24 protein-coding genes are annotated in these 25,087 nt (G+C 45.6%); 12 read left to right on the forward strand and 12 right to left on the reverse strand.

The genetic code is table 11. The annotated features are described in order from the left end of the window. Positions 1 to 140: 140 nt before the first annotated feature. Together DK430_RS06960 and DK430_RS06965 are read left to right on the forward strand one after the other, a co-directional pair. Entirely contained in the window at positions 141 to 662 is a 522-nt protein-coding gene (locus tag DK430_RS06960; protein ID WP_239496791.1) for an NAD(P)H-dependent oxidoreductase, read from the forward strand. Positions 663 to 918: 256 nt separating this feature from the next. Further along, a complete protein-coding gene (locus tag DK430_RS06965) occupies positions 919 to 1,764 on the forward strand; it encodes an aldo/keto reductase (protein ID WP_109078364.1) in 846 nt (281 codons plus the stop codon). A gap of 282 nt (positions 1,765 to 2,046) precedes the next feature. On the opposite strand, the gene DK430_RS06970 is transcribed toward DK430_RS06965, so the two are convergent. Beyond that, a complete protein-coding gene (locus tag DK430_RS06970; protein WP_109078365.1) occupies positions 2,047 to 4,227 on the reverse strand; it encodes an SEC-C metal-binding domain-containing protein in 2,181 nt (726 codons plus the stop codon). Positions 4,228 to 4,257: 30 nt separating this feature from the next. After that, positions 4,258 to 5,382: a Fic family protein gene (locus DK430_RS06975; protein WP_109078366.1), complete on the reverse strand. Its 1,125-nt coding sequence runs from the start codon at positions 5,380 to 5,382 to the stop codon at positions 4,258 to 4,260. 238 nt (positions 5,383 to 5,620) lie between these two features. On the opposite strand from DK430_RS06975, the gene DK430_RS06980 reads away from it, so the two are divergent. The 3 genes from DK430_RS06980 to DK430_RS06990 all read left to right on the forward strand — a co-directional run bounded on the left by DK430_RS06980 (position 5,621) and on the right by DK430_RS06990 (position 8,267). Next, a complete protein-coding gene (locus tag DK430_RS06980) occupies positions 5,621 to 6,379 on the forward strand; it encodes an SDR family oxidoreductase (RefSeq protein WP_109078367.1) in 759 nt (252 codons plus the stop codon). Between the two features lie 9 nt (positions 6,380 to 6,388). Further along, positions 6,389 to 7,345 (forward strand): alpha/beta hydrolase, encoded by a 957-nt coding sequence (locus DK430_RS06985; protein WP_109078368.1) that lies wholly within the window; start codon positions 6,389 to 6,391, stop codon positions 7,343 to 7,345. 166 nt (positions 7,346 to 7,511) lie between these two features. Beyond that, positions 7,512 to 8,267 (forward strand): SDR family NAD(P)-dependent oxidoreductase, encoded by a 756-nt coding sequence (locus DK430_RS06990; protein ID WP_109078369.1) that lies wholly within the window; start codon positions 7,512 to 7,514, stop codon positions 8,265 to 8,267. Positions 8,268 to 8,321: 54 nt separating this feature from the next. Here DK430_RS06990 and DK430_RS06995 read toward each other — a convergent pair whose 3' ends face one another. Next, complete coding sequence (locus DK430_RS06995) at positions 8,322 to 8,702, reverse strand: carboxymuconolactone decarboxylase family protein (protein ID WP_109078370.1); 381 nt, start codon at positions 8,700 to 8,702, stop codon at positions 8,322 to 8,324. Positions 8,703 to 8,779: 77 nt separating this feature from the next. On the opposite strand from DK430_RS06995, the gene DK430_RS07000 reads away from it, so the two are divergent. Continuing rightward, positions 8,780 to 9,130, forward strand: a complete 351-nt coding sequence (locus DK430_RS07000) for a MerR family transcriptional regulator (protein WP_109078371.1) — start codon at positions 8,780 to 8,782, stop codon at positions 9,128 to 9,130. A 44-nt stretch (positions 9,131 to 9,174) separates the two neighbouring features. On the opposite strand, the gene DK430_RS07005 is transcribed toward DK430_RS07000, so the two are convergent. The 3 genes from DK430_RS07005 to DK430_RS07015 form a co-directional block, all read right to left on the reverse strand. Then, positions 9,175 to 9,903, reverse strand: coding sequence for a nitroreductase family protein (locus DK430_RS07005; protein ID WP_109078372.1), 729 nt, complete (start codon positions 9,901 to 9,903; stop codon positions 9,175 to 9,177). Positions 9,904 to 9,980: 77 nt separating this feature from the next. After that, positions 9,981 to 10,205, reverse strand: coding sequence for a YnbE family lipoprotein (locus tag DK430_RS07010; protein ID WP_109078373.1), 225 nt, complete (start codon positions 10,203 to 10,205; stop codon positions 9,981 to 9,983). Continuing rightward, positions 10,202 to 12,928 carry a YdbH family protein gene (locus DK430_RS07015; RefSeq protein WP_109078374.1) on the reverse strand — a complete coding sequence of 909 codons (2,727 nt, stop codon included), beginning with the start codon at positions 12,926 to 12,928 and terminating at the stop codon, positions 10,202 to 10,204. Before DK430_RS07015 ends, DK430_RS07010 begins: the two co-directional genes overlap by 4 nt. A 276-nt stretch (positions 12,929 to 13,204) precedes the next feature. Here DK430_RS07015 and DK430_RS07020 point away from each other — a divergent pair, with 276 nt between their 5' ends. Together DK430_RS07020 and DK430_RS07025 are read left to right on the forward strand one after the other, a co-directional pair. After that, positions 13,205 to 13,612, forward strand: a complete 408-nt coding sequence (locus DK430_RS07020) for a cupin domain-containing protein (RefSeq protein ID WP_109078375.1) — start codon at positions 13,205 to 13,207, stop codon at positions 13,610 to 13,612. Between the two features lie 108 nt (positions 13,613 to 13,720). Beyond that, positions 13,721 to 14,344 carry a carboxymuconolactone decarboxylase family protein gene (locus tag DK430_RS07025; RefSeq protein WP_109078376.1) on the forward strand — a complete coding sequence of 208 codons (624 nt, stop codon included), beginning with the start codon at positions 13,721 to 13,723 and terminating at the stop codon, positions 14,342 to 14,344. Positions 14,345 to 14,398: 54 nt separating this feature from the next. Here DK430_RS07025 and DK430_RS07030 read toward each other — a convergent pair whose 3' ends face one another. The 4 genes from DK430_RS07030 to DK430_RS07045 form a co-directional block, all read right to left on the reverse strand. Beyond that, positions 14,399 to 14,875 carry a DMT family transporter gene (locus DK430_RS07030; protein WP_109078377.1) on the reverse strand — a complete coding sequence of 159 codons (477 nt, stop codon included), beginning with the start codon at positions 14,873 to 14,875 and terminating at the stop codon, positions 14,399 to 14,401. 50 nt (positions 14,876 to 14,925) lie between these two features. Beyond that, entirely contained in the window at positions 14,926 to 16,107 is a 1,182-nt protein-coding gene (locus DK430_RS07035; RefSeq protein WP_109078378.1) for a glutathionylspermidine synthase family protein, read from the reverse strand. Between the two features lie 2 nt (positions 16,108 to 16,109). Further along, positions 16,110 to 16,580, reverse strand: coding sequence for a hypothetical protein (locus DK430_RS07040; RefSeq protein WP_429696968.1), 471 nt, complete (start codon positions 16,578 to 16,580; stop codon positions 16,110 to 16,112). A gap of 112 nt (positions 16,581 to 16,692) precedes the next feature. Beyond that, positions 16,693 to 17,310 (reverse strand): MarC family protein, encoded by a 618-nt coding sequence (locus tag DK430_RS07045; RefSeq protein WP_109078380.1) that lies wholly within the window; start codon positions 17,308 to 17,310, stop codon positions 16,693 to 16,695. A gap of 78 nt (positions 17,311 to 17,388) precedes the next feature. Between DK430_RS07045 and DK430_RS07050 the strand changes: the two genes are divergently transcribed. The 4 genes from DK430_RS07050 (at position 17,389) to DK430_RS07065 (ending at position 21,502) form a co-directional block, all read left to right on the forward strand. Beyond that, entirely contained in the window at positions 17,389 to 19,311 is a 1,923-nt protein-coding gene (locus tag DK430_RS07050; RefSeq protein ID WP_109078381.1) for an ABC transporter ATP-binding protein, read from the forward strand. A gap of 132 nt (positions 19,312 to 19,443) precedes the next feature. After that, complete coding sequence (gene recA / locus DK430_RS07055) at positions 19,444 to 20,496, forward strand: recombinase RecA (RefSeq protein WP_109078382.1); 1,053 nt, start codon at positions 19,444 to 19,446, stop codon at positions 20,494 to 20,496. Positions 20,497 to 20,575: 79 nt separating this feature from the next. Further along, entirely contained in the window at positions 20,576 to 21,034 is a 459-nt protein-coding gene (gene recX, locus DK430_RS07060; protein ID WP_109078383.1) for a recombination regulator RecX, read from the forward strand. 78 nt (positions 21,035 to 21,112) lie between these two features. Beyond that, a complete protein-coding gene (locus DK430_RS07065; RefSeq protein WP_109078384.1) occupies positions 21,113 to 21,502 on the forward strand; it encodes a RidA family protein in 390 nt (129 codons plus the stop codon). 75 nt (positions 21,503 to 21,577) lie between these two features. Here the strand turns inward: DK430_RS07065 and tkt are convergent, their stop codons facing one another. Continuing rightward, positions 21,578 to 23,575: a transketolase gene (tkt, locus tag DK430_RS07070; protein WP_109078385.1), complete on the reverse strand. Its 1,998-nt coding sequence runs from the start codon at positions 23,573 to 23,575 to the stop codon at positions 21,578 to 21,580. Positions 23,576 to 23,704: 129 nt separating this feature from the next. Continuing rightward, positions 23,705 to 24,658, reverse strand: a complete 954-nt coding sequence (gene tal, locus DK430_RS07075; protein ID WP_109078386.1) for a transaldolase — start codon at positions 24,656 to 24,658, stop codon at positions 23,705 to 23,707. Positions 24,659 to 25,087: the final 429 nt, after the last annotated feature.

Consider the following 25,087-nt stretch of genomic DNA (forward strand, 5'->3'; position numbering starts at 1 on the left):
TGAATTTTGCTCATAAGATTAACAAATGTTTTTCTTAAAAGCATCATTATAAAATGGGTTAAAAAATCACCGCACTTTTCTTTTCAATTTCACTTAAACCTTCTACAATGCCTCTATTTTGTTAATTGATGAGAGGAGTAATGATGAAAACGGTTGTTTTGGTAGTTCACCCTAATTTGAAGGATTCCCGCGTCAATGCGGCATTGGCACAGGGTATTGCAGATTTACCAAATGTAGAGGTGCGTTATTTATACGATCTTTACCCTGATGGCAAGATTGATGTGGCGGTGGAACAGGCGGCATTAACGCAGGCTGATCGCATTGTGTTGCAGTTTCCGATGTACTGGTATAGTTCGCCACCCTTGCTCAAACAATGGCAAGATGACGTGCTGACTTACGGTTGGGCATATGGTAGTAAAGGCAAAGCGTTATTAGGCAAGGAATTGATGATTGCCATATCCTTAGGTGCACCTGAAGCGGATTATCAAGTTGAAGGTGAAATGGGACATACGGTGGATGAAATTTTATTGCCGTTTGAGATTATGGCGAACTACACCAATATGAAATATATAAAGCCATTCGTGACGGGAGGCTGTTTGGCAATTCAAACCGAGCAAATTACTGCTCAAGTAGAACGCTATAAAGCGGTGCTGGCTAATTAAAAAATAAAACGGAAGTCATCGGCTTCCGTTTTTATTTACTCGCCCTGCTTCATTTCTCTGTCATTGGCAAAGCCAAAGTTCAAATTCAAACGCTTGTGTAAAATCACAACGAAAACAGACCGCACTTTATTCGTTATTTCAATTATTGAATTTCATTCACAACCCTTTCCCATTTTGCCTATCTAATCAAAATGATTTTTCGCTTTTATAATGCTTTCATCAAAACGAAACAACGATTTCAGAAGAGGGAAACAAAATGCAAAAAGTATTCAAATTAAACAACGGTGTCGAAATGCCAATGGTTGGTTTTGGCGTATATCAAGTGAGTGATGAAGAAACTGAAAAGGCAGTATTGGCAGCATTAAAAGCGGGTTATCGTTTGTTAGATACCGCAGCGGTTTACGCAAACGAAGGCGGTGTCGGGCGCGCGATTAAAGCGAGCGGCATTCCGCGTGAAGAAATTTTTGTGACCACTAAACTTTGGATTCAACGCAAAAACGGCTATGAAAACACCAAAAAAGCCTTGGAAGAATCGCTCGAGCGCTTAGGCTTGGATTATGTGGATCTCTATTTAATGCACCAACCCTTCGGCGATGTTCACGAAGAATGGCGCGCGATGGAAGAGCTATACAAAGCCGGCAAGGCGCATGCGATTGGCGTGAGTAACTTCCATATGGACAGATTGATGGACTTAATCACCTGCCACGACATCGTGCCGGCGGTGAACCAGATCGAAACCCACCCGTTCTATCAACGTGAAGCGGAAATCGCTTTCCACAAAGAAAACGGCATTTTACAACAAGCGTGGGGGCCTTTAGCAGAAGGGAAATTCGATATTTTCACGAATCCTGTTTTGGTGAAAATCGCCGAAAAACACGGTAAATCCGTGGCGCAAGTGGTGCTTCGTTGGTTAAATCAACGCGGCGTGGCGATTATCCCGAAATCCGTGAAAGAAGAGAGAATAATCGAAAACTGCGATATTTTCGGCTTTAAGTTAGATGCGCAAGATTTCGCGGACATTGCGACACTTAATCGTGATGAAACTATCTTCGATCACCGTGATCCGAAAATGATTAAGTGGTTGGCGGAGTTTAGGGGGTAAACCATAGGGTGGGATAAATCCCACCTTACAATGAGCCTCCATGAAAAACTTGTAAAAATCTCCACATTTTTGACCGCAGTTATCTGGTTATAGATACTTAAGCCTGATGTGGTGAACAAATACGATTATGAAACTGACAAAAGCCGGCATTAAAGGTAACACACATTGTATGATATCGGCTCTCAATAATATGGAAGTGACGGATCAACTCTCTAACTCGTTGAGGGAGAAAGATCTAGGTTAAATGCTGAGGGTAAGATATTACCCTCGACAGAAATAAAATTAACAATTGTTAATACAACATTTCTTAAATTTTTTACCACTTCCACATGGACAAGGGTCATTGCGTCCAATTTTATTTTTTTTGATTAGAGGAGATGAAAATATAAATTTTTTAGAAAAAGGGAAAACATCTAGAACTTGCTCCATTTTATCTGATTTTTCCCAAGGATAATTTTTATTTACTCCAAACCGCAACTTAGCATTTTCAATGTCAATTGCAATTCCATACCAAGAATTTGCTCTATGTTTATATTTTCTTATTTCACAATGCTTAATGAGTTTTGGCATAGCAATTTCATCTGGCTCATTGGTACAATGTACAATAACTCCTTTTGAATCTTGTTTATCGAAAGTTAAAACAAGATCGTGTAATTTCCCATCCTGTAAACTGGCTTGTCGAATTTTATCAATAGACTTATTTAGCATTGATACAGTCTCTTCGTTTAACATGAGAAGCTCAAATCCCAGATCAATAGTTTGAGGCTTTGGGTTCCATTCGATACTTTTTATTAATCTCTCAAAGAATGTTCCTTTATATTTAGTTAAAATTCCATCAATATCATATTTTTCAGATAATCCTGTTCTTCTAGATAGCATTACAAAGTCAAGTTCAGCTCCTAGATTGTCATCTAATTGAAGCATTGTGTGTTCTTCTAGTAAATATAAATTTGATTTCAAGTGGTAGGCTAAAATTGTAAGCTCATGATTAGCCATGACTTTTTCTGTTAAAATAGAACGACGATTAATATAACTTAAGAAATATAAAGGGGTTTTTAACATTTCTGTAATAACATCTAAAGTAAATATGTCGATTACAAAGGCTGGTTGAATAATTTCATGTTTTACTTGTTTAAGAAATTGTCTTGCCTGTGTTGCTAAAGCGGGATAATGATCAGATACAATAGAAATTGGGTATATTTCTATGAAATCTCTACTCATAGATTTCATCTTACCAGATGGTAAAATAAGATTATTTTTAGAATCCAGTAATAATTTTCCACATTCAACCGCTTGATCGTATGATGCTTGGATGGCTTTTTGAAAATCGTCACTTAATGCTTTGTCATTACCTTGCCGAGCAGGAATAGTCAATTTTTTAGATTTAGCCTGTAATATAATTGCTCTATTACCAAAGATAACAAGAACATCAATTTCTCCAAGTTTATTACTATTTGTATCTTTAATATCTACATTCTTAAATACATTATCTTCGCCAAAAACAAATTTTAATTTTTCATAAGAGAATTCTTCAGTAAATGATCCCCTATTAACCATTGCTATATCTTTATAGTTTAAATCACTATTAAACCAGAAAAATGGAGTTTCATATAATGCCTCAACTAAACTATAGTATTGAAATAGTAGATAGCTTCCATTACCCAAAGAAATTATTGGATAGGCATTGGTAGGATTGAAGCTTCCAATGCTATTAAAATTAGATACTTGAACATTTTGAGAGAGGGTAAATGAATCTATTATTTTTCCAATTACAGAATTATTAATATTTACTCTTGATGATATATCTTCAATAGAAAATTTATATCCATCTAAAACACTGCAGTATTTAGAGTCTTTATTATGAAAATTAGTTAAAACACCATTAACCTTCTCAGATTGGATATTCTCCAAGACTTTTATAACTTGGTACAATTCTTCTACTGAATATCCCTTGTTTTTGATAAACCAGTCATTATCTTTTGAATATTTTAATTTGGAAAATTCTCTATATTGGAAGTGATATGCAGACTCCCCTCCATAAAACATTGGTTCCCTTAGGAATGTTCCAGATTTAAGATAGTCTTGAAATTTTTTCTGAATGTCATCTATAGACTTTAAATCCTTTAAAATATCAAAAGGTTTAATCATTGAAGTATGTAATTCTTGCAATAATTCTTCTGTTTTGATAATAAGGTTTTGGAATAGCTCTGGTTCTGGCAATGTAAAATTGAGAATATTTTTAGTCATTAACCCTATAAGCAAAGAAATTTCAGATCGCAATAAACGATATAGATTATATTGTTTTAATATGTCATCTTTAGTAATGTCATCTGATTCAGCGAATAGAGAATTATCTCTAAAACAAAAATATGCAATGATATGAGCATATCCAGGTTGTTGGCACAATTCTTCTAATTCTTCAAAAATAATTTTTTCGTCTCTAGCATGTTCTATTGAATACATAATATTTTTTCCTTTAAATTAAAATGTGCATCAAACCCTCACCAACTCCATCATCCTCTCAAAAGAATACAACGCCGATTTTCGCCCACTTGCTTCTTCTTTCACAGATAAAATCCCTTTTTCCAATAATGCTTTGGTAAAACGATTGGCTGTTGCTGGAGGAATATCAGTTAATTCGGCTAAACGACTGTTACGGAAAACGGGATAAGTAAACACAAAATCCAACACCGCAAGAGCATATTTGGAAGAAAGGGTTTCGGCAAACACCGATTTCATTTTTTCATATAAAGCATGAATATCTTGGGCAATTTTCAGATTATGTTTTGCTTGCCAATAAATAGCTTCAAGGAAAAACACACACCATTCATTCCAATTACCTGTTTTAGAAACTTGTCGCATTAATTCGGTATAGCGTTCTTTGTGTTCTTCAAAATAACCACTGATATAAAAATACGGTGCGCTGATGGCTTTGGCTTGCCATAACATTAATGTAATCAACATTCTTCCGATACGTCCGTTACCATCTTGGAATGGATGAAGTGCCTCAAATTCAAGGTGTGAAACAGCAGTTTTGGCTAGAATCGGCGTTGTGTTGTGATTGATATAATCAAATAGTTTATCTAAACCTTCTTCTAATTTTTCAGGGCTAATTGGCACAAAGAGAATTGCTTTTTTACTTTTATCGGCTAAATAATTTTGCTCATGTTTAAATGCACCAGGGGATTTATTTGCCCCTCGCCCATAAGATAAAAGCTGTTGATGCATTGTCTTTAAAAGTGATTTACTAAAAGGATAGCCATCCTCCATCGCCCCTTGCGCATTTTTTAATGCGCGTTGATAAAGCACGGTTTCTACAATGTCAGAACGAACCTCGCTAGATTCATTACCATCACTGAAATCAGCCTCATACTGCATAATTTCATCCATTGTGCTAATTGTTCCTTCCATACGCGATGAAATAACCGCTTCTTGGTTTCTTAATGGAGCAAGTAAAATTTCGCTGTTATGCAAATTTTTCAGCATTTGATCGTAACGAGCAAGGGCATCAGTTGCTTGTAACAAACTCGGCATTAATTGTGTGTAATCCAAAGATTTGGGTGGAAATTGATCATAATGATATGAAATCGCCTCATCAAAATTAAGTTGTGTGTACATTCGTTTCCTCTTTGTTAATCAAAAAAGTGTGTTTTTGATTTTCAAATAAAATTGTCTCTTATTTATGATAAACAAGCAAGATTGTTAATCAAAATTAATGAAAAATGATTGATAAATTTATTTGTCGTCTTTAATTATTGAATTTCATTCACAACCCTTTCCCATTTTGCCTATCTAATCAAGACAATCACATCGCCGTACAATACTTTCATTCACTAAATATAAACAGGAGAACAAAATGAAGACTATTTTAGTTATCGGCGCAACAGGCAGCATTGGTCAGTTGGTCGTGAAAGAAGCGGTGGCGCAGGGTTATGCGGTGCGTGCTTTGGTGCGAAATGCGAGAAAAGCACATTTTGATGCGGGCGTGGAGTTGTTTGAAGGCGATTTAACCCAACCCGAAACCTTGCGCGGGATTACAGCAAACATCGACGGTATTATTTTTACGCAAGGCAATTATGCCAATCCCGAAGGCGTGGATTACGGTGGCGTGTTGAATGTGCTGCGTGATTTGCAAGGTCGAACTGCACGCATTGCCTTGATGAGTACGATTTATGCGCCGTTGGTGTCGAACAATGCCAGCACGGATAAGGGGCGGGCGTGGAAACGCCGAATGGAACGGGTGGTGCGTGCTTCGCAATTGCCTTACACCATTGTGCGCCCGAGCTGGTTTGATTGCAATGAACCGAATGCGCAGCAGCTTTTTCTCACTCAAGGTCGTACCGATTACAACTTAACCGCAGCCGATGGTGGCGTTTTCCGCGTTCAATTAGCGGAAACCTTGGTGAAAGCGTTAAGCACGCCCGAAGCCTTAAATAAAACCGTGGAATTATTTGCCGAAAAAGGCGAAAGGACGACGAATTTCAACGCCTTGTTTGCCCCGATGTTATGCGATGAACCAAACGAAAATTTTGATGCGGTGAAAGATCCGAATAATCGCCCGATAGCGCAAGAGCCTGCACGGGTAAAACTGGATTTGCACGCATTTTCACGCTAGGCGCGAGCAATGAAAACGGCGAAATTTTTAACCGCACTTTTATGGGGAGGACTTTCTATGACGGCTTTTGCACAGCCTCTAACCACATCAAATACCTTGGGCGATTTGCTCAATAAGCCTGAATTTCAAGGCTTCGCCGAGCGACTTTTGCCTTGGGACGATGAACCTGTTGCCACGGATTTACCGCTCAATCGGGTGGCGGATTTAATGCCTTATCACAGCCATATTCATCCGCAAGAGGTGGTGGCGGCATTGAATAAAATGGCGGAGAAACAAGCACAAGGCGAGACGATTTTTTACGATATTTATACGGAAGCGGAAAAACGCCACGATCCCAGCAAGCATTACACCGGCATTTTTGTGTTCAAAGGCAAGCCAAACGCGCCTTTCGCCATGATTGCCCCGGGCGGCGGTTTTGCTTATGTTGGCTCGCTGCACGAAGGCTTTCCCATTGCACAGAAGGTAGCGGAAATGGGCTATAACGCCTTTGTGGTGAAATATCGGGCAGGTATGGGCGGCAATGTCGCCACGCAAGATATGGCGCAAGCGGTGGAATTTGTGCGGAAAAATGCAAAATCGCTGCAAGTCTCCCCGAATCATTATTCCGTTTGGGGCGCGTCTGCCGGCGCAAGAATGGCGGCGGCGATTGGCTCGCACAGCACGCAAGTGTTTGGCACAAATGCAAACTCTAAACCTTCTGCGGTGATTATGCTTTACACCGGACACAGCGATTACAACCCGAAAGGCGAACCTGCGACTTTTGTTGCCGTGGGCGATAACGATGGCATCGCCCCGCCAAGCGTGATGAAACGCCGCCTTGATCGTCTTGCAGAACTTGGCACGACCACCGAGTTTCACCACTTCCCTAATCTCGGTCACGGCTTTGCCTTAGGCACAGGCACTTCCGCCGAAGGTTGGGAGAAAAGTGCGGTGGAATTTTGGGAAAAACAGATTCGGGGAAAGTAAATTTCTGTTCTATAAGAGCCAACCCCAAAGGGGTTGAATTATGCCTAACCTAGGGTAACTTGTTACCCTAGGAACAAAAGTTGTGCTTTTTCCTCACAGAACGGATAATCAGCAGGCATTTATTGAAGGCGCGGGATTTTCGACGCTGACAAAAGGAGTTTGAGCCATGAGAAACATTATTATCACGGGTGCCGCCGGCGATTTGGCGCAGGCGATCGTCAAGCAGTTGCCCGATGATCACTTCATTTTAATCGGCAGAAATGCAGAACAGTTGGAACGGATTTACACCTTCCATCCGCAAAAAGTCTGTATTCAGTTGGATATTTGCGATGAACACGCCGTCGCCGCCTGTTTGCGGGAGCTGGAGTCCCGCTATGGCGCGGTGGATGTGTTGATGAATAACGCGGGCTACGCAGAGTATGACGATTTTGATCGCCTCACCACCGCACAGGCACGCAGCATGTTTGAGGTGAATGTGTTTGCGGGCATGACGTTTTGTCAGCTGGTGGGGCACGCAATGAAAGAGGCGGGGCGCGGGCATATCGTGAATATCGTGTCCATGTCGGGCTTTTTGGCATCTGCTAAATCCAGCCTTTATTCCGCCAGTAAATTTGCCATGATCGGCTATTCCGACGCGATTCGTCTCGAACTGGCGGGAAAAGGGGTATTTGTCACCACCGTCAATCCCGGTCCCATTGCGACCAAGTTCTTCAATCAGGCAGATCCCGACGGCTCGTATTTGAAATCCATCAAACGGTTTTTAATTCCGGTGGATGTGGTGGCACAAAAAGTCGCCGATGCCTTGGGCAAAAACGTCCGCGAAATCAATTTACCCCGCTCTCTCGCCGTTGCCCGTAAGTGTTATACACTGTTTCCCAAAACAGCAGATTTTCTGGCGCGAACCTTATTTAACTATAAATAGGCGGGAAAACAACTGCACTTTGAATGTAAAGTGCGGTCATTTTCGCCGGCGTTTTTACAATACTTTCTCACGTTGCTGCGCCACGTTTTTCGCCTGAAACACGGCATTTAATACGCGAGGGAATCCCACATACGGAATGCAATGAATAAAACTTTCCACGATTTTAGACAGACTCAGCCCTACATTCAGTGCGGCATTCAAATGCACCTCAAGTTGTGCTTCGCAACCGCCTTGGGTAAGCAGTGAGGCGAGCGTAATCAGCTCACGTTCCTGAATTGTCAGACCCGCGCGGCTATAAATATCGCCAAAGGCAAATTCGATAATGTAGTTGCCCACATCCGGCGCAATGTCCTGCAATGCCTGAATCACCCGCTCGCCCGCTTCGCCGTCAATAGCATTCAAGTTATTTAGTCCCCGCTCAAAACGTGTTGTCATTATTTTCCTCCTTGTGTTGTGAATTTTTTTCAGTTTAGAATTTAGAGTGCACTCTAAGTCAAGCATCGGGAGGAAAAATGAGAATCGGCAAATTTTCCGTATTGACGGGAATCACGCCTCACACTTTGCGATTTTATGAAAGAGAGGGGCTGATTCAGGTGCAACGGGATGGCGGCGGGCGGCGTTATTATTCGGAAAAAGATGTGGAATGGGCAAAGTTTGTTCAACGATTAAAAGAAACCGGTATGCCACTGAAAGACATTCGCACTTACGCCAAATGGCGTGATGAGGGTGACAGCACCATTGCGCTACGCTTAGCCTTGTTAGAACAACATCAGTCGTATGTTTTACAGGAAAAGCAAAAATGGGAAGCCTATTTGGTAAATCTCAATCGTAAGATAGCGCTTTACCAGGAATTATTGGGCTGAAAGTGCGGTCACAAAATCCGTTTGATTTTCCGACCGCACTTTTCTTAAATATGTCGATAAATATCCTCAAACGGCAATCGGGTACGGTCGCCCCAGATGCCGCGACCGGCTTTGCGGATGCCGCAGGCGATGACCATGTTGATTTCGGCACCGCGCGGCAGGTTGAGGATTTTTTTCACCCGTCCGCTGTCCATGCCTTCCATCGGGCAAGTGTCGTAGCCCGCCTCCGCCATAGCAAGCATGAAGGTTTGTGCCGCCAGCGCGCAGCTTTTATGGGCGACAATGCGCATATCCGCTTCCGATAAATCGATTTGCATCGGGCGGAACAGATGAACAGGGAAGGCGGTGATTTTGCGAAATAAGCCAAGCAAGCCACAGCAGCGGGCGTAAATGAAAGGCATCAGCCAGCCGTAATACATTTTTTTTGCTTTCAGGCGCGAAGCCTGCTTTTCCGGCGGGCTGGTACGTCGAACATTTTCCTGTTCCATGTTAAGTACGGCGGTAGCGCGTTGGCGATATAAATCCTGCCGAACGACGAAAACGATAAGCTGTTGTGCGCTGGCTGCGGCTTGTTGACCTAAGCAGGCGTGGGCGAGTTGTTGCAATACGGATTTGTCGGTGATGTGATAGAACTCGTAGAGTTGCATATTAGAACTGCTTGGCGCTAAGGTTGCCAGTTGCAAACAATGGCGGACTTTTTCACTGTCCAGCGGCTTTTCAGGATCGTAATAACGCACGGCGCGGCGATATTGTAATAAATCGGAAAGTGACATGATTTTCTCCCTTTCGTTTATTGTTTACGACGATGTTTCCGTTTGTTTAGACAAGGTTTTAATGCACAAATTTTGTTTTATTTTGTCTGCGTTTTATTGTCTGTGCCGTTATTCTCGCCGGCAGCCGCTTTGGTTTTGTCATCCATTTTGACGCTGATATTATGATCCACCACCACATTCATGTTAATGGTGATGCCTTCTTTCGGCGTGTCTAATTGAATGGTCGGCGTGCAGCCGGCAAGCATCAGCAGGGCGGTCGCTAAAGAAAAAAAGTGCGGTCGATTTTTAAGGTGTTTTTTCATTGTTCTAAATGTCGGTAAAGTCGATATTGTAAATTCTGTTCAAATTGTGAGCCGTAGTCAATCATATTCCACAACTCAAACATATTCTCTTGGTGCGTGTAGTTCAGCGTAATCGGGCTGCGTGTGCGTCTTGTCGGGTTAAAAGCGGTAAGGCTGGAGCGCAGGGTCATTTGCCCGTTCGGCGCAAGGTTGAGGTTGGCATGGGATTTTTCCAATTCCATTTCTTTTAATAAATCTACCAAAATGCTTTCCGTCCAGCCGCCTTTTTTCAAGCCTGAAACAATGTCGTCATTCAGCTTGATATACAGGTTATCCACTTGCTCGATAGTGCCGTTGCAAATCAGGCATTCTTTGTTTCCGAGCCAGAACGGCAATGTGGCGTTGACCCGTCCGCGCAGGCTGATTTGGTTGTATTGCGCCATGGCGATGACCTGCGCCAAATCAATGTTATTGAAACTGAGCGTTGCCATTTTTTGTTGCGGGAAGCTTAAACTTGGGATGTGTAATTCGCCGTCAAATACGCCGATGCGTGCATTGCTTAAAGTCAGTGGCGCCTTGATGGAATTGGGATAGGCACCGAACAGGTTAAACGCCGCTTTATGCATGGACAGCGCACCTTTACGGATGTTTTTTGCCGAGACGCGAATCGGTTTGTTACGCGTCGCGCGCAGTGCAAGATCTTGATAATTTAACGGGAAACGAATGTTTAGCCCTTGGATTTCGCCGTCGGGCATAGTGATTTCGCCGCCGCGCAGGTTCAGTTCGCCATGTAACGCGACACCGTCGCCGTTAATCACGAAGTCGCTTGCGCCTTTAATGCTACCGTTGTGAATAATCCATTCCCATTGTTGTGGGAACAGCGATTGGAACACCTTAGCGGATTGTTCTTTCCAACCGATTTTGCCCGTTAATGCTTGATTTTCATAACGGGCGGTGAGATCTAGCGGCCCGAGGGAGCCTGCTTTCAATTCGCCGGCGATGTTGAATTGATTGATACTTTTGCCGTCCAGCCCGACACCGAACACCGGTTTGTTGAAACGTCCGCCATAATCGAATTCAATCCAATCGGTTTTTGCCTGCATCAGCCCGCGAATATGTTCTTTTTCATAATTCCAGCGCAGACGATCTTTCAGTTCCAGCGACAGCGGTGCCATTTTTACCCCGCTCGTATAAACGTTACCGGAATGTGCCGACAGTTGGTTCAGCTCGATGTGATCCGCTTCCCAAAAGCCGACACCCTGCATATTCACGGCGGTTTTTAAGGCTTTCCATTGTGCGCTGCCGTTAATCGTCCAATCCCAACGATTCGCCGCACGCATTTCCGCTCTACGCAGATTTTGCTGTTCGTCGCGCAGTTCAAACACGGTTTTAATGCCCGCAATGAACTCATGCGCTTGCCCGTCGAGCTTTAAATCAAGGTTTTCAAATTGCGGTGTAGAACCTTGTAAGGTTGCCTGTAACCGCCCTTCCAGCCCATAACGCCCGATAATCACATCATCCAACGGCAGCCGAACGTGAATTTTGGAATCCGGTTGCAGGTTGTCCATTTTGAAAATCGAACCGGGGCGGAATTGTAGAATCGGATCGCTGAAATTGCCGCCGATATGGTATGCCAGATTGGTTTGCGCCACGGTGTTGTTATAACGTAGGTCGCCTCGGGTTTTCAGGTCAAATGTAATCTCGTTTTGCTGTTCGCCGCCACCGATTTGTCCGCCTTTGCCGGCAAACACAATTTCGCCTTTGCCCTGTTCGCCGAAGGTTTGCAGAATGATATCCAAATCCAAATTGAGCGGAAACCAATTTTCCTGCGGTTTACGTAAGGTTAAACCGAGGAAGCCTTTGACCGGCTGATAACCGTCAAACGTCCAATAAAACGTGCCCCAACTGACTTCCAGGCTGTTTGGTGTAAGAATAAAAGGCACGTCTAACAACGGCGCGTTACGTACCAAGTCCTGCGCATTCATTTGCCCTTTTTCGCCGTCCCAGGTCCACTTGAACTCTCCTTTGGTGACGGGCAAATCGGGATTTTGCCAGTTCAGCATAATTTCGCCGCGCGGTTGCAGACGTAATAATTCGTCGTTTAACTGTGCGTCGAACGCCAGGTGATAAGCCTGTTGCGCCATCGGTTGGAAATCGGTCTGCCCCTGCCATTGGAACTGCCCGTTTTGCGGCGTGAGGGAGGCGCGGTGTTGCAGGATCAGCGTGCCGTTTTCCATTGCCTCGGCGTGAAATTGTAAGCGCTTGCCGTCATAATTCGCCATCGCGGCAAGATCGGCGTTGATGATCCGGTGGAGTAACGGTTGGGTAATGTTGTCGGTGTTGATGATGTTTAAATGCCGAATTGCCACCTCCGCTTCGGGCAGCGCAGCGAAAAGTGCGGTCAGTTTTGGCGGCGTTTTTTCATTGTCATCGGCAGGCAATGTGTTCAGGCAGGCATAATCCAAGGTCGCCTTCGCCACCTCCAAACGACGGGGCGCCCACCAGTTTAATTGTATATCTTCAAGGGTGACGAGCGTGCATTGTGCGGCATTTAAACGCAATTCGGGCAACTGCAAGCCGTCGATATTAAGCGAACGCTCGGCGCTAATGTGTAGGGAATAATCCGGTGCTAAAAAACGGTTGGCAAGCTGTGCGACTTGTTTAGACGTTATCCACCACGGCAGAGAACCGATCCCCGCCAGGATGAACAACAGCAACAAAAGACACAACCAACGTTTTCGCATGATTTCCTCAATTCAAGCCACACCGCTAAAAGACCGCGCAAACGGTTAAAAGTTCTGCGCGGGCTACATTGTAGCGGAATAATCGCCATGGAAAAATCCAAAACGACAATAAATGCGGATTTAATCCGTCTTTAGCGAGAAAAAGAGCGGTCGTTTTTTTAAACGTTTTTATTGTTGAATTTCATTCACCGCACTCATGAACGGATCCTACTTTATCCTTTCAGCCATCAGGCATAGAATACAAAATGAACAATTGATTAAAAGAAGGAGAGCGAAATGACACAGACTACCTTTCAACAAATGTTTCCGCAGGGCGAAGAAAATACCGCTTATGCCCGCTATTTCACCGGTATCAGTTATTTGGCGCCATTGGCGAACGGCGATGCGAACGTCGCGAATGTGACCTTTGAGCCCGGGTGCCGCAACTTCTGGCATATTCATCATGGTGCCAACCAGATTTTGATTTGCACCGCAGGCGAAGGTTGGTATCAGGAAGCGGGCAAGTCGGCGCAACGTTTAAAAGAAGGCGATGTGATCGATATTCCGGCAGGCGTAAAGCACTGGCACGGCGCCACCAAAGACGGCTGGTTTTCCCACATTTCCGTCATGGTACCGAAACCGGGCATTTCCACCGAATGGTGCGAGCCGGTGAGTGATGCGGAATATTTCGCTGTACACGGATAGTCGAGAATATTCGTGAAACGTCGTACATTATTGAAACTCTGGGCTGGTTTCGCATTGGTCTCCGCCTTGCCCAAAGTTTTTGCCGATAGTAATAACAAAGGAGGAATTATGATTCTGACACCGACTCAACAGGCGTTAGCCGCCGTTGCCGTTGCCACTGCGACGGGCGATCAGAAAACGTTAACCAAGCAGTTAAATCAGGCATTTGATGCCGATAGGCTAACCGTCAATCAGGCGAAAAGCGCCATGGAGCAACTGTATGCCTATTGCGGTTTTCCGCGTAGCTTGAATGCATTGAGCACATTAATGACCGTGGTCAATGCACGTCAGACGCAACACAAACCGACCAAAGCGGGCGTAGCTGCCGCACCGTTGCCTGCCGATACGGATTTACTGGCACTCGGCGAACAGGTGCAAACCGAACTGGCGGGACAAAAGGTCGCAGGTCCGTTATTTGACTTTTCGCCGCATATCGATCGTTACTTAAAACGCCATTTATTCGGTGATATTTTTTCCGACAACCGCTTAACCCATCAGGAACGCGAAATCGTTACGATTGCCGCGCTGGGTAGTATGGACGGCGTACAAAGCCAATTTGAATCGCATATTCGCCTCGGCAAAAACGTCGGATTAAGCGATGAGCAAATTATCGAAATTAAGCGGATTATTGCGCTGAAAGATCGCGACGAAAGTGCCGGTAAAGAAGGTGTCGGAAACGGGGATTATCATTGACGGAATGGCGTAATTTCCTGAAACATCGTGAAAAAGGACCGCACTTTTGACAGGCTATCCTCTGATAAACACCTGAATAAACTTGTCGCCGAAAAAATAAAACACCAGCCCGAACGCCACGATCAGCAAGCCGATGAGCTTAATCGGGTTCACTTCCCGCACCGGCATGCCGATTAAACCGAAATGATCGATAACGGCGGCGGTGAGCAATTGCCCGACGATAATGAAAAACAGCATGGCGGTGATGCCTATTTTCGGTGCGAGCAGCACGGTGGTAAACACCACTAAGGCGCCCAATGCCCCGCCAATGAGTTTCCACCAGGATTGTTGCGGCAATGTGCTTAGGTTTCCCCAAAAATCCGTTTTCGCCCAAGCAATGAAAAATAAGATAAGCGTGCCCACGGCAAAGGAAATGAAAGTGGCGATAATCGGCTCGCCGCTCATGGCCTTTGCCAGTTGGGTGTTAATCGCCGATTGCGACGCTAGTGCCACGCCGGCGGTTAACGCAATGAGGATATAAAACAGAAACATAATTTTCTCTTATGCAGATTAAAAAGTGCGGTGTTTTTTTTCGGTGTTTTTTATTCCACGAAATAATGCGGCACAAAGTGGCTGTCGTTGCCGGTGACGGCAGTGAAATCTTCGCGCAATCCCATGCCGCACGCCACATCGCCTACCACCCAGGAGCCGATCACCGGGTACATGCCGTCGAAATTCGGCAATTCAAATTTTTGTTGATAAATGTAGCCCGCATTGGCATAGAAATTGGAATGTTCGCTGCCTTTGGCGGCAAATTCCAGATTGTTGCTTTTCTCATAATAAAACACATTCGCCCCTTCGCGCCCCAGAATCGGCTTTTTCACCCAAATGGATTTGCGCTCGACAAGGTCGTGTTTGTTGCAATAGCTCGGCAATAATAGCGGGTGATTCGGGTGTTTTTGCCATAATTTGGCGAGCAGCACTTTATTGGTGAGCAGCAGTTTCCATGCCGGTTCAAAGAATTGCGTGGCGGAATTAAGCATATGCGGCGCGTAGTCGGCGGTGGTCATCCATTCCAACGGATACAGTTTGAACAGCATGTCAATGGGTTGGTTGTTGAGATCCAGAAACTGCTGCGTTTCGTTATCGTAGCCGATGTCTTCCACCGCCAAACGGTGAATGTGCCAGCCTGCGTTGTATGCCGCATCGGCGAGATAATCCAGATTGCCCCAATCTTCCCGCCCGGCTTCGGACATGGCGGCGAAGTGAAAATGCGGCTTGCCGCTTTGCTGTTGCAGCACGGAAAAACGGGTGATGAGCTCTTCGTGAATCCAGTTAAATTGGTCACGATTCGGGATGCCTTCCACCTGTTCCAGCCATTGCCATTGCACCACGGCGGCTTCCAGCAGAGATGTCGGCGTGTCGGCGTTATACTCAAACATTTTGAGCTGTTTGCCGTCGTAGCCCAAGTCGAAGCGACCGTATAAGTGCGGCGCGTTTTCACGCCAAGATTGTTCGATCAGCTTTTTTTGCAACTCGCTGAAGCGATAATCGTGGTAGTCGCCCTGTTTCACTTCGTCGGCGACAAAATCCATGCACATGGCGTGCAGTTCGTTGGTGGCGTCTTCAATGCGGTCGATTTCCGCCAGCGTGAATTCGTATGCCACATTATCCGACCAATAATGGGAGCCGTCGCTAGACGGTAGATTGTAATAATCGAAGCCCACATCCATTAACTGTTGCGCCATGTCGGGGCGGGTTGGCAAACCGGTAATGCGTTTCATGCTTAACCGCCGGAACTTCTGCTTGCATGGCTGTTGCTAAAACCGCCACGGGAAACCGGTTTGCTGTTGGCGCTGCCGGCACCGCCTTTCACTAACACGGGTTTGCCCACGGAACGATTACCCTGCGGTTGAATCACTTGCCCGGTGGGCGTGGAAACGGCGCGGTTACCGGGATGATATGCCGGCCCCATAAAACTGCCGATGGCGCGTGCGAGCATATAACCCGCTGCCGCGCCGGCAATGGCGCTGCCCATGGAAGGTCCTTCGTCGCCGCTGACGTTGGTGGTCGGTTCGGTATTATTTTGCGCATTCGCCGTGTCGGATTTATCCGCTTCGCACAATTCGGGGCGTTGCCAGTCGGCGAGACAGTCATCCAGGCTGTTATACACGTCGCGCTGCATTTCCTCTTCCGAACAACCGCCTAAAAGCGCCACCAATGAAAGGCTGACGAGGATTTGATTTTTCTTTTTCATCATAAAAGTATTCTGTTTATCGTTAAATGAAGGAATGTTTCAAAAAAACAACCGCACTTTAAACGCGATAACAAAAAGTGCGGTCATTTTTTTCGGTGTTTTGGGAAATCGATTAACTCATTTGCGTGAAGAAATCACGAATCCCCACCAGCATATTGTTAATCGCAACCGCCGCCAAAATTAAGCCCATCACACGGCTGATGACCGCCGCGCCGGTGTTACCGATCCAACGCTGAATGCGGTTTGCTGCGAGGAACAGGAGATAGGTAATCGCCAACACGGACAGCATGATTAAGGTTGTCATGGTTTGATCAAACAGGCTGAAGCGGTGGTTGTCGGTAAGCAACACGATCGCCATCATGGCACCGGGTGAGGCAATGGACGGCACGGCTAACGGATACACCGCCAGTTCGTTTAAATTGGAAGAAAGTTTGATTTCCTGTTCCGCTTTCCCTTCGCCGAAAATCATGGTCAACGCGAACAGCAATAACACCAGCCCGCCGGCGATTTGGAAGGCGGTGAGCGGGATTTGCATGGCTTCCAATAAGGCTTGCCCGGCAATCAGGAAGAAAATCAAAATGCCGGCGGAGATCATTACGGCTTTTAACGCGATCTTGCGGCGATCTTCCACCGATAATCCCACAGTTTTGGTTAAATAAACAGGAATGGAGCCGATGGGATCGATAACCGCCCACAGCACCACAAATTGAACGACGAGAGAATCAAACATTGGCAACCCCAAGAAAAAAGTGGAAAATAATGCGTAATTTTATGACCTGCTATCTTATAATAAATTCATCACAAACCAATGCTTTTTTTCACAAATTTAACATTAAAACGTGGCTTAACCACACTTCTTGAAAATGCCAATGCCACCATCAATCCGGGACAAAAAGTCGGTTTGGTGGGCAAAAACGGTTGCGGCAAATCCTCCTTATTCGCCCTGCTGAAAAATGAAATGAGCGCCGAAAGCGGCGACGTGACTTTCCCGCCCAATTGGGCGTTGGCGTGGGTGAATCAGGAAACGCCTGCGTTGGATTGCCGCGCCATTGATTATGTGATTCAGGGCGACCGCGAATATGGACGTTTACAACGTGCGCTGCAACAGGCGAATGCCGATAATGACGGCAATGCCATCGCCTCCCTGCACAACCAATTGGATGCCATTGATGCTTGGACCATTGAAGCCCGCGCCGGCGAATTATTACACGGTTTAGGGTTTTCTCAGGCGGAATTAACTCAGCCGGTGAAAGCCTTTTCCGGCGGTTGGCGCATGCGACTGAATCTGGCTCAGGCGTTGATTTGTCGCTCTGATTTACTGCTGTTGGACGAACCCACCAACCACTTGGACTTGGATGCGGTGATTTGGTTGGAACGTTGGTTAAAGCAATATCCCGGCACCTTGATCCTGATTTCGCACGATCGCGACTTTTTAGACCCGATTGTCGGCAAAATTCTGCATATTGAACAACAAAAGCTGAACGAATATACCGGCGATTATTCTTCTTTTGAACTGCAACGGGCGACCAAATTGGCACAACAAAACGCCATGTATCGTCAGCAACAACTGAAAATCGACCATCTGCAACGTTATATCGATCGTTTCAAAGCCAAAGCAAGCAAAGCCAAACAGGCGCAAAGCCGCATTAAGGCATTGGAACGTATGGAAAAAATTGCACCGGCGTATGTGGATAACCCGTTCCATTTTGAATTTCGCGAACCGCTTTCCCTGCCGAATCCGTTATTAATGATGGAAAATACGTCTGCCGGTTACGGGGATGGCGAAAGTGCGGTGGAAATTTTACGTAAAATTAAACTCAATCTGGTGCCCGGCTCGCGTATCGGCTTGCTCGGCAAAAACGGCGCCGGGAAATCCACCTTAATTAAATTATTGGCTGGCGAAATCGCGCCTACCGGCGGCACCATTCAACTGGCGAAAGGCGTGCAACTGGGCTATTTTGCGCAGCATCAATTAGATACGTTACGTGCCGACGAAAGCGCCCTATGGCATTTACAAAAAATCGCGCCGCAACAAACGGAGCAACAACTGCGTGATTATTTGGGCGGTTTTGCTTTTCATGGCGATAAAGTGAATCAGCCCGTTGCCTCTTTTTCCGGCGGTGAAAAAGCCCGTTTGGTGTTAGCGCTCATTGTTTGGCAACGCCCGAATTTGCTGTTGCTGGACGAGCCGACCAACCATTTGGATTTGGATATGCGTCAGGCGTTGACGGAAGCTCTGGTGGATTATCAGGGCTCGTTGGTGTTGGTGTCGCACGATCGTCATTTGTTGCGTAATACCGTGGATGAGTTCTATTTGGTGCACGATAAACAGGTGGAAGAATTTAAAGGCGATTTGGCGGATTATCAAAAATGGCTGAACGAACAAACTGCTCAACCGACGACAAAAGCACAAGACGTGCCTGTGGAAAACGAAAATTCCGCCGCCAATCGTAAAGAACAAAAACGCAAAGAAGCGGAACTGCGCCAACAACTCGCGCCGTTACGTAAACAGGTAACGCAGCTGGAAACGCAAATGGAAAAGCTGGGTGCACAATTGCAGCAAATTGAAACGGATCTGGCGGATCCGAGTTTGTATGAAGCAGAAATGAAAGCAAAACTGACCGCACTTTTAAGCGATCAGGTGAGGCTAAAAAAACAGCTGGAAGAAGTCGAAACGGACTGGCTGGCGTTGCAGGAAGAGATGGAAAACATCATGGCGCAAGCGGAATAAAGGACAAAATAATTCCGTTTTGGAAGCCATGTCACAGAATTTTTAAAAAGATCAAAATTTCGCTTGATACTGTATATCGATACAGTTATTATAAGCGCGAATTTTGGTAATGATTTCCCCCGAGGTAGAAAAATGGCAACTCAAGAAGAAAAACAAAAAGCACTCGACGCGGCGTTAGGTCAAATTGAAAAACAATTTGGTAAAGGCGCCATCATGAAATTAGGCGACAGCCAAAAACTGGATATTGAAGCGATTTCCACTGGCTCTTTCGGACTTGACTTGGCGTTAGGGATCGGCGGTTTGCCAATGGGGCGTATCGTAGAGATTTTCGGGCCGGAATCCTCCGGTAAAACCACCTTAACCCTTTCCGTGATCGCCGAAGCGCAAAAAACCGGTAAAACCTGCGCCTTTATTGATGCGGAACACGCCTTGGACCCGATTTATGCGTCTAAACTCGGCGTGGATGTGAAAGAACTTCTGGTTTCCCAACCGGATAACGGCGAACAGGCGTTAGAAATTTGTGATGCCTTGGTGCGTTCCGGTGCGGTGGATGTGATTATCGTTGACTCCGTTGCCGCCTTAACACCGAAAGCGGAAATTGAAGGCGACATGGGTGATTCTCACATGGGCTTGCAGGCGCGTTTGATGTCCCAAGCGTTGCGTAAACTCACCAGCCAAATTAAAAACGCCAACTGTTTGGTCATTTTCATTAACCAAATCCGTATGAAAATCGGGGTGATGTTCGGTAATCCGGAAACCACTACCGGCGGTAATGCGCTGAAATTCTACGCTTCCGTACGTTTGGATATTCGTCGCGTAGGTTCCATCAAAGAAGGCGATGAAGTGATCGGTAACGAAACCCGCGTGAAAGTAGTCAAAAACAAAGTGGCGCCGCCGTTCCGCCAAGTGGATTTCCAAATTCTGTACGGTGAAGGGATCTCCAAAGAAAGCGAGCTTATTGATCTCGGCGTGAAACACAAGCTCATCAGCAAAGCGGGCGCGTGGTATGCCTACCAAAACGAGAAAATCGGTCAGGGTAAAACCAACGCGATGAAATGGTTGAAAGACAATCCTGAGCAAGCCAAATTGATTGAAAGCACCTTGCGTGACGAATTGTTGGCGCACCCGGAAACAGCCATTACTGCCGATGTAGAAAACGAAGCCCGCGAAGACGATTTTGAATAAGATTTTCTGCGCTAAAAGTGCGGTCATTTTTGACCGCACTTTTTCTATCCGTTAGTTCAATAATGACAAGACTCACAATATGTCCACCCTTGCCCTTAATTATGTGATGAATTTACTTTCCCGCCGTGAATACAGCGAATTTGAATTGCGTTGTAAAATGCAGGAGAAATCCTTTTCCGAAGAGGAAATCGAGCAGGCGATCGCGCATTGCCAGCAGAAAAACTGGCAAAGCGACCAACGATTTGCGGAAAGTTATTTGCATAGCCGTGCTCAACGAGGTTATGGGCTTAATCGGATCAAACAGGAATTACGTCAGTTAAAAGGCGTTGAAAGTGTGACTATTGAGGCGGTGATGAACGAGTCTGAAATCGATTGGCCCGAACTGGCGTTGGGTGTGCTACGCAAAAAATTCCCGGATTATAAAGAAAAACAAACACCGAAAATGCGTCAAAAAATCTGGCAATATATGCTTTCACACGGTTTTAATCGGGATGATTTTGCCGATTATGTAGGCGCGGAACCGAGCGAATTTGATTAGAAGACGCCTTAAAACTGACATTCCCCTTATTTCGGCGTAGAATGGCGGACGATGACATAAATCAAGTAAGGAGAAAAAATGACGAAAGTAATTCATACCGATAAAGCACCGGCAGCCATTGGTCCTTATGTACAAGCGGTTGATTTAGGCAATTTGGTTCTGACTTCCGGACAAATTCCGGTGAATCCGGCAACCGGTGAAGTGCCGAAAGACATTGTGGCACAAGCCCGTCAATCTTTGGAAAACGTGAAAGCCATTATTGAACAAGCAGGATTAAACGTGGCCGACATCGTGAAAACCACGGTTTTTGTGAAAGATTTAAATGATTTTGCGGCGGTTAATGCCGAATATGAACGTTTCTTCAAAGAGAATAATCACCCGAATTTCCCGGCACGTTCTTGCGTGGAAGTTGCCCGTCTGCCAAAAGATGTGGGTTTGGAAATTGAGGCAATTGCGGTCAGAGCTTAGTCTTGTTATTAAATGATTCATAATAAAAAAACCACCTCTTGTGAGGTGGTTTTTTGTTGAAAGTGCGGTCAGAAATTAGAGAATTTCTTTCGCTTTGGCGACGACGTTGTCCACGGTAAAACCAAAGAGTTTGAATAATTGGTCTGCCGGTGCGGATTCACCGAAGCTGTGCATGCCGACGATACGGCCGTTGAAACCGACGTATTTATACCAGAAGTCGGAAATGCCCGCTTCAATGGCGACACGTTTGGTCACTGCGCTTGGCAACACGGATTCGCGATAAGCTTCATCTTGCTTGTCGAATACGTTGGTACTTGGCATGGAAACCACACGCACTTTTTTGCCTTCGGCGGTTAATTGTTCCGCCGCTTTCACTGCCAACTCCACTTCGGAACCGGTGGCGATCAAGATCAGATCCGGCGTGCCGGCACTGTCTTTTAAGACGTAAGCGCCGCGTGCCACGTTGGCTAATTGCTCGGAAGTGCGGTCCATTTGCGCTAAGTTTTGACGAGTGAAAATCAACGCGCTCGGGCCGTCGGTTCTTTCAATCGCCGCTTTCCATGCGATAGCGGATTCCACTTGGTCGCAAGGGCGCCATGTGTTCAGGTTCGGGATTAAACGTAACGCCGCTGTTTGTTCAACCGGTTGGTGGGTCGGACCGTCCTCGCCTAAACCGATGGAGTCATGGGTGAACACGAACAATGAGCGTTGTTTCATTAACGCCGCCATGCGGATGGCGTTGTGGGCATATTCCATGAACATCAGGAAGGTGGCGCCATAAGGGATGAAACCGCCGTGTAGCGCGATACCATTCATGATCGCCGCCATACCGAACTCACGTACGCCGTAGTTGAGGTAGTTACCGTCAACGTTTTGGGTGGCGCGAATCGGTTTGGAGCCGGACCAAAGGGTCAGGTTGGAGCTTGCCAAGTCGGCAGAGCCGCCCAGTAATTCCGGTAACACTTTCGCGTAGGCTTCAATGGCATTTTGTGATGCTTTGCGGCTCGCGATACTTGCCGGATTGGCTTGTAAATGTTCTACGAAGTCTTGAGATGCTTTCGCCCAGTCGGCAGGCAGTTTTTTCTCCATTCGGCGGGTAAATTCAGCCGCCAGTTCAGGATAGGCTTTGGCATAAGCGGAGAATTTTTCATTCCAGGCTTTTTCCTGTTCCGCGCCTTTCGCTTTGGCATCCCATTGTGCATAAATGTCTGCTGGAATTTCAAACGGCGCATAATCCCAATGTAACGCTTTGCGGGTTAAGGCGATTTCTTCATCGCCTAATGGCGCGCCGTGGCAGTCATGGGAGTTGGATTTGTTCGGTGAGCCGAAGCCGATAATGGTTTTGCAGATAATTAAGGTCGGTTTATTGGTTTCCGCTTGCGCTTGTTTGATGGCGTCAATGATTTGTGCCGGGTTGTGACCGTCAATCGCCGGAATCACTTGCCAGCCATAGGCCTCAAAACGTTTTTGTGTGTCGTCTGTGAACCAGCCGTCAACGTGCCCATCGATGGAAATATTGTTGTCATCGTAGAACGCGATTAATTTGCCTAAGCCCAAGGTGCCCGCTAATGAACAGGCTTCGTGGGAAATCCCTTCCATCAAGCAACCGTCACCTAAGAATACATAGGTGTGATGATCCACGATGTTGTGACCGTCACGGTTAAATTGACCTGCCAGGGTTTTTTCCGCAATTGCCATTCCCACGGCGTTGGTGATGCCTTGACCCAACGGACCGGTGGTGGTTTCAACACCCGGTGCATAACCGAATTCAGGGTGTCCCGGGGTTTTGGAATGTAATTGACGGAATTGTTTTAAATCTTCAATAGATAAATCGTAGCCGCTGAGGTGTAATAAGCTGTAAATCAGCATGGAACCGTGCCCGTTGGACAAAACGAAACGGTCGCGGTTTGCCCATTGCGGGTTGGTCGGGTTGTGATGTAAAAAATCACGCCATAACACTTCGGCGATATCCGCCATGCCCATAGGTGCGCCCGGGTGACCGGATTTGGCTTTTTGCACCGCGTCCATACTTAAAAAACGAATGGCATTGGCGAGTTGTTGACGATTTGACATTGTGCCTCCTGATTTGGATAAATTTGAAAAAAGGGTGTGCTGATAAAAAAGTGCGGTCAAATTTTTCGGCGTTTTTAAAACGCCTTAAATTTCCACCGCACTTTTGCTTAAAACATAATTAACGAACCATTACCATTTGGACAGCAACATATCTTCTAATTTGCCTTGGTCAACGGCGAATTTACGAATGCCTTCTGCCAGTTTTTCCACTGCCATTGGGTCGCTATTGTGTTGCCAATAGAACTCTGCCTCTGTTAACGGTTGCGGTTTGGTTTTTACTTCGCCTTGGAAGTCTAATTTTCTCACCACGGCGTTCGGGGTTTCGTGTAAGGTTTTCAATAACGGAGGCGCAATAGTTAAACGGTCGCAGCCGGCTAATTCGATGATTTCGCCGACATTACGGAAACTGGCGCCCATCACCACGGTTTTATAGCCGTATTGTTTGTAGTAATTGTAGATTTTTGTCACGGAAATCACCCCCGGGTCCTCTGCCGGCGCGTATTCTTTTTTATCGGAATTGGCTTTGTACCAGTCAAGAATACGCCCTACAAACGGCGAGATTAAGTAAACACCGGCTTCCGCACAAGCACGCGCTTGGGCTTCAGAGAATAATAAGGTGAGGTTGCAGTTAATGCCTTCTTTTTCTAAGATTTCCGCTGCGCGGATACCTTGCCATGTGGAGGCGATTTTGATCAGGATACGATTTTTATTGATGCCTGCCGCTTCATATAGCGCGATAAGTTTTCTGGCTTTCGCAACGGTAGCTTCAGTGTCATAAGAAAGACGGGCATCCACTTCGGTAGAAACACGACCCGGCACCAATTTTAAGATTTCTAAACCGATATTGACTGCCAATTTGTCTTCCGCGTCCACCAGTTGCTGTGCTTTATCTTGGCTTTGTTGCTTGCCGTAAGCGATGGCTTCATCAATCAAGGTAGCGTATTGCGGCAACGCGGCGGCACTAAGAATTAAGGATGGGTTTGTGGTGGCATCTTCCGGTTTGTATTGACGGATGGCATCAATGTCGCCGGTATCGGCAACAACAACGGTAAATTCGCGGAGAGAATCTAACTGGTTAGTCATAATGTATTCCTTTGTTTGAGAGGTGGAAAAACGAGTTGATTGTAAGGTCGCCATCCTTTGGGTATGGCAAAAAAGTATTGAAAATATAACCGCACTTGTTATAGAAAGCAACCTAAAACTGCCTTTTAAACGGTGCGTTTCATATAATGAAATTAATAGGTTTTGCCTTGTAAATTTAATGTTAAATATTAGAGTTTTTACGGGACGATAATTTTGATGATGCTTAAATTATTTGCAATCGAAAAAAAATTTGGACTTTTTTGAAAAAAGTCCTTGCAAGGAAATCTTAAATGCCTATAATACGCCCCCACAACGACGCGCCGTTGTGAAGTGAAAACAGCGCGTCGTTTTTTGTTCTTTAACAATCAATCAGACAAACTGTGTGGGCACTTGAAGATTCGTTTTTGATAGATTTAGAAATAGAGTGAG

It is taken from the genome of Aggregatibacter kilianii, from assembly GCF_003129965.1.
In the GTDB taxonomy this organism is placed as follows: Bacteria; Pseudomonadota; Gammaproteobacteria; order Enterobacterales; family Pasteurellaceae; genus Aggregatibacter; species Aggregatibacter kilianii_A.

Bases quoted from the DNA above. Each gene is read 5' to 3' on its own strand.
- DK430_RS06960 (WP_239496791.1), top strand. From the start codon at position 141: ATGATGAAAACGGTTGTTTTGGTAGTTCACCCTAATTTGAAGGATTCC.
- DK430_RS06965 (WP_109078364.1), top strand. From the start codon at position 919: ATGCAAAAAGTATTCAAATTAAACAACGGTGTCGAAATGCCAATGGTT.
- DK430_RS06970 (WP_109078365.1), bottom strand. From the start codon at position 4,227: ATGTATTCAATAGAACATGCTAGAGACGAAAAAATTATTTTTGAAGAA.
- DK430_RS06975 (WP_109078366.1), bottom strand. From the start codon at position 5,382: ATGTACACACAACTTAATTTTGATGAGGCGATTTCATATCATTATGAT.
- DK430_RS06980 (WP_109078367.1), top strand. From the start codon at position 5,621: ATGAAGACTATTTTAGTTATCGGCGCAACAGGCAGCATTGGTCAGTTG.
- DK430_RS06985 (WP_109078368.1), top strand. From the start codon at position 6,389: ATGAAAACGGCGAAATTTTTAACCGCACTTTTATGGGGAGGACTTTCT.
- DK430_RS06990 (WP_109078369.1), top strand. From the start codon at position 7,512: ATGAGAAACATTATTATCACGGGTGCCGCCGGCGATTTGGCGCAGGCG.
- DK430_RS06995 (WP_109078370.1), bottom strand. From the start codon at position 8,702: ATGACAACACGTTTTGAGCGGGGACTAAATAACTTGAATGCTATTGAC.
- DK430_RS07000 (WP_109078371.1), top strand. From the start codon at position 8,780: ATGAGAATCGGCAAATTTTCCGTATTGACGGGAATCACGCCTCACACT.
- DK430_RS07005 (WP_109078372.1), bottom strand. From the start codon at position 9,903: ATGTCACTTTCCGATTTATTACAATATCGCCGCGCCGTGCGTTATTAC.
- DK430_RS07010 (WP_109078373.1), bottom strand. From the start codon at position 10,205: ATGAAAAAACACCTTAAAAATCGACCGCACTTTTTTTCTTTAGCGACC.
- DK430_RS07015 (WP_109078374.1), bottom strand. From the start codon at position 12,928: ATGCGAAAACGTTGGTTGTGTCTTTTGTTGCTGTTGTTCATCCTGGCG.
- DK430_RS07020 (WP_109078375.1), top strand. From the start codon at position 13,205: ATGACACAGACTACCTTTCAACAAATGTTTCCGCAGGGCGAAGAAAAT.
- DK430_RS07025 (WP_109078376.1), top strand. From the start codon at position 13,721: ATGATTCTGACACCGACTCAACAGGCGTTAGCCGCCGTTGCCGTTGCC.
- DK430_RS07030 (WP_109078377.1), bottom strand. From the start codon at position 14,875: ATGTTTCTGTTTTATATCCTCATTGCGTTAACCGCCGGCGTGGCACTA.
- DK430_RS07035 (WP_109078378.1), bottom strand. From the start codon at position 16,107: ATGAAACGCATTACCGGTTTGCCAACCCGCCCCGACATGGCGCAACAG.
- DK430_RS07040 (WP_429696968.1), bottom strand. From the start codon at position 16,580: ATGAAAAAGAAAAATCAAATCCTCGTCAGCCTTTCATTGGTGGCGCTT.
- DK430_RS07045 (WP_109078380.1), bottom strand. From the start codon at position 17,310: ATGTTTGATTCTCTCGTCGTTCAATTTGTGGTGCTGTGGGCGGTTATC.
- DK430_RS07050 (WP_109078381.1), top strand. From the start codon at position 17,389: ATGCTTTTTTTCACAAATTTAACATTAAAACGTGGCTTAACCACACTT.
- recA (WP_109078382.1), top strand. From the start codon at position 19,444: ATGGCAACTCAAGAAGAAAAACAAAAAGCACTCGACGCGGCGTTAGGT.
- recX (WP_109078383.1), top strand. From the start codon at position 20,576: ATGTCCACCCTTGCCCTTAATTATGTGATGAATTTACTTTCCCGCCGT.
- DK430_RS07065 (WP_109078384.1), top strand. From the start codon at position 21,113: ATGACGAAAGTAATTCATACCGATAAAGCACCGGCAGCCATTGGTCCT.
- tkt (WP_109078385.1), bottom strand. From the start codon at position 23,575: ATGTCAAATCGTCAACAACTCGCCAATGCCATTCGTTTTTTAAGTATG.
- tal (WP_109078386.1), bottom strand. From the start codon at position 24,658: ATGACTAACCAGTTAGATTCTCTCCGCGAATTTACCGTTGTTGTTGCC.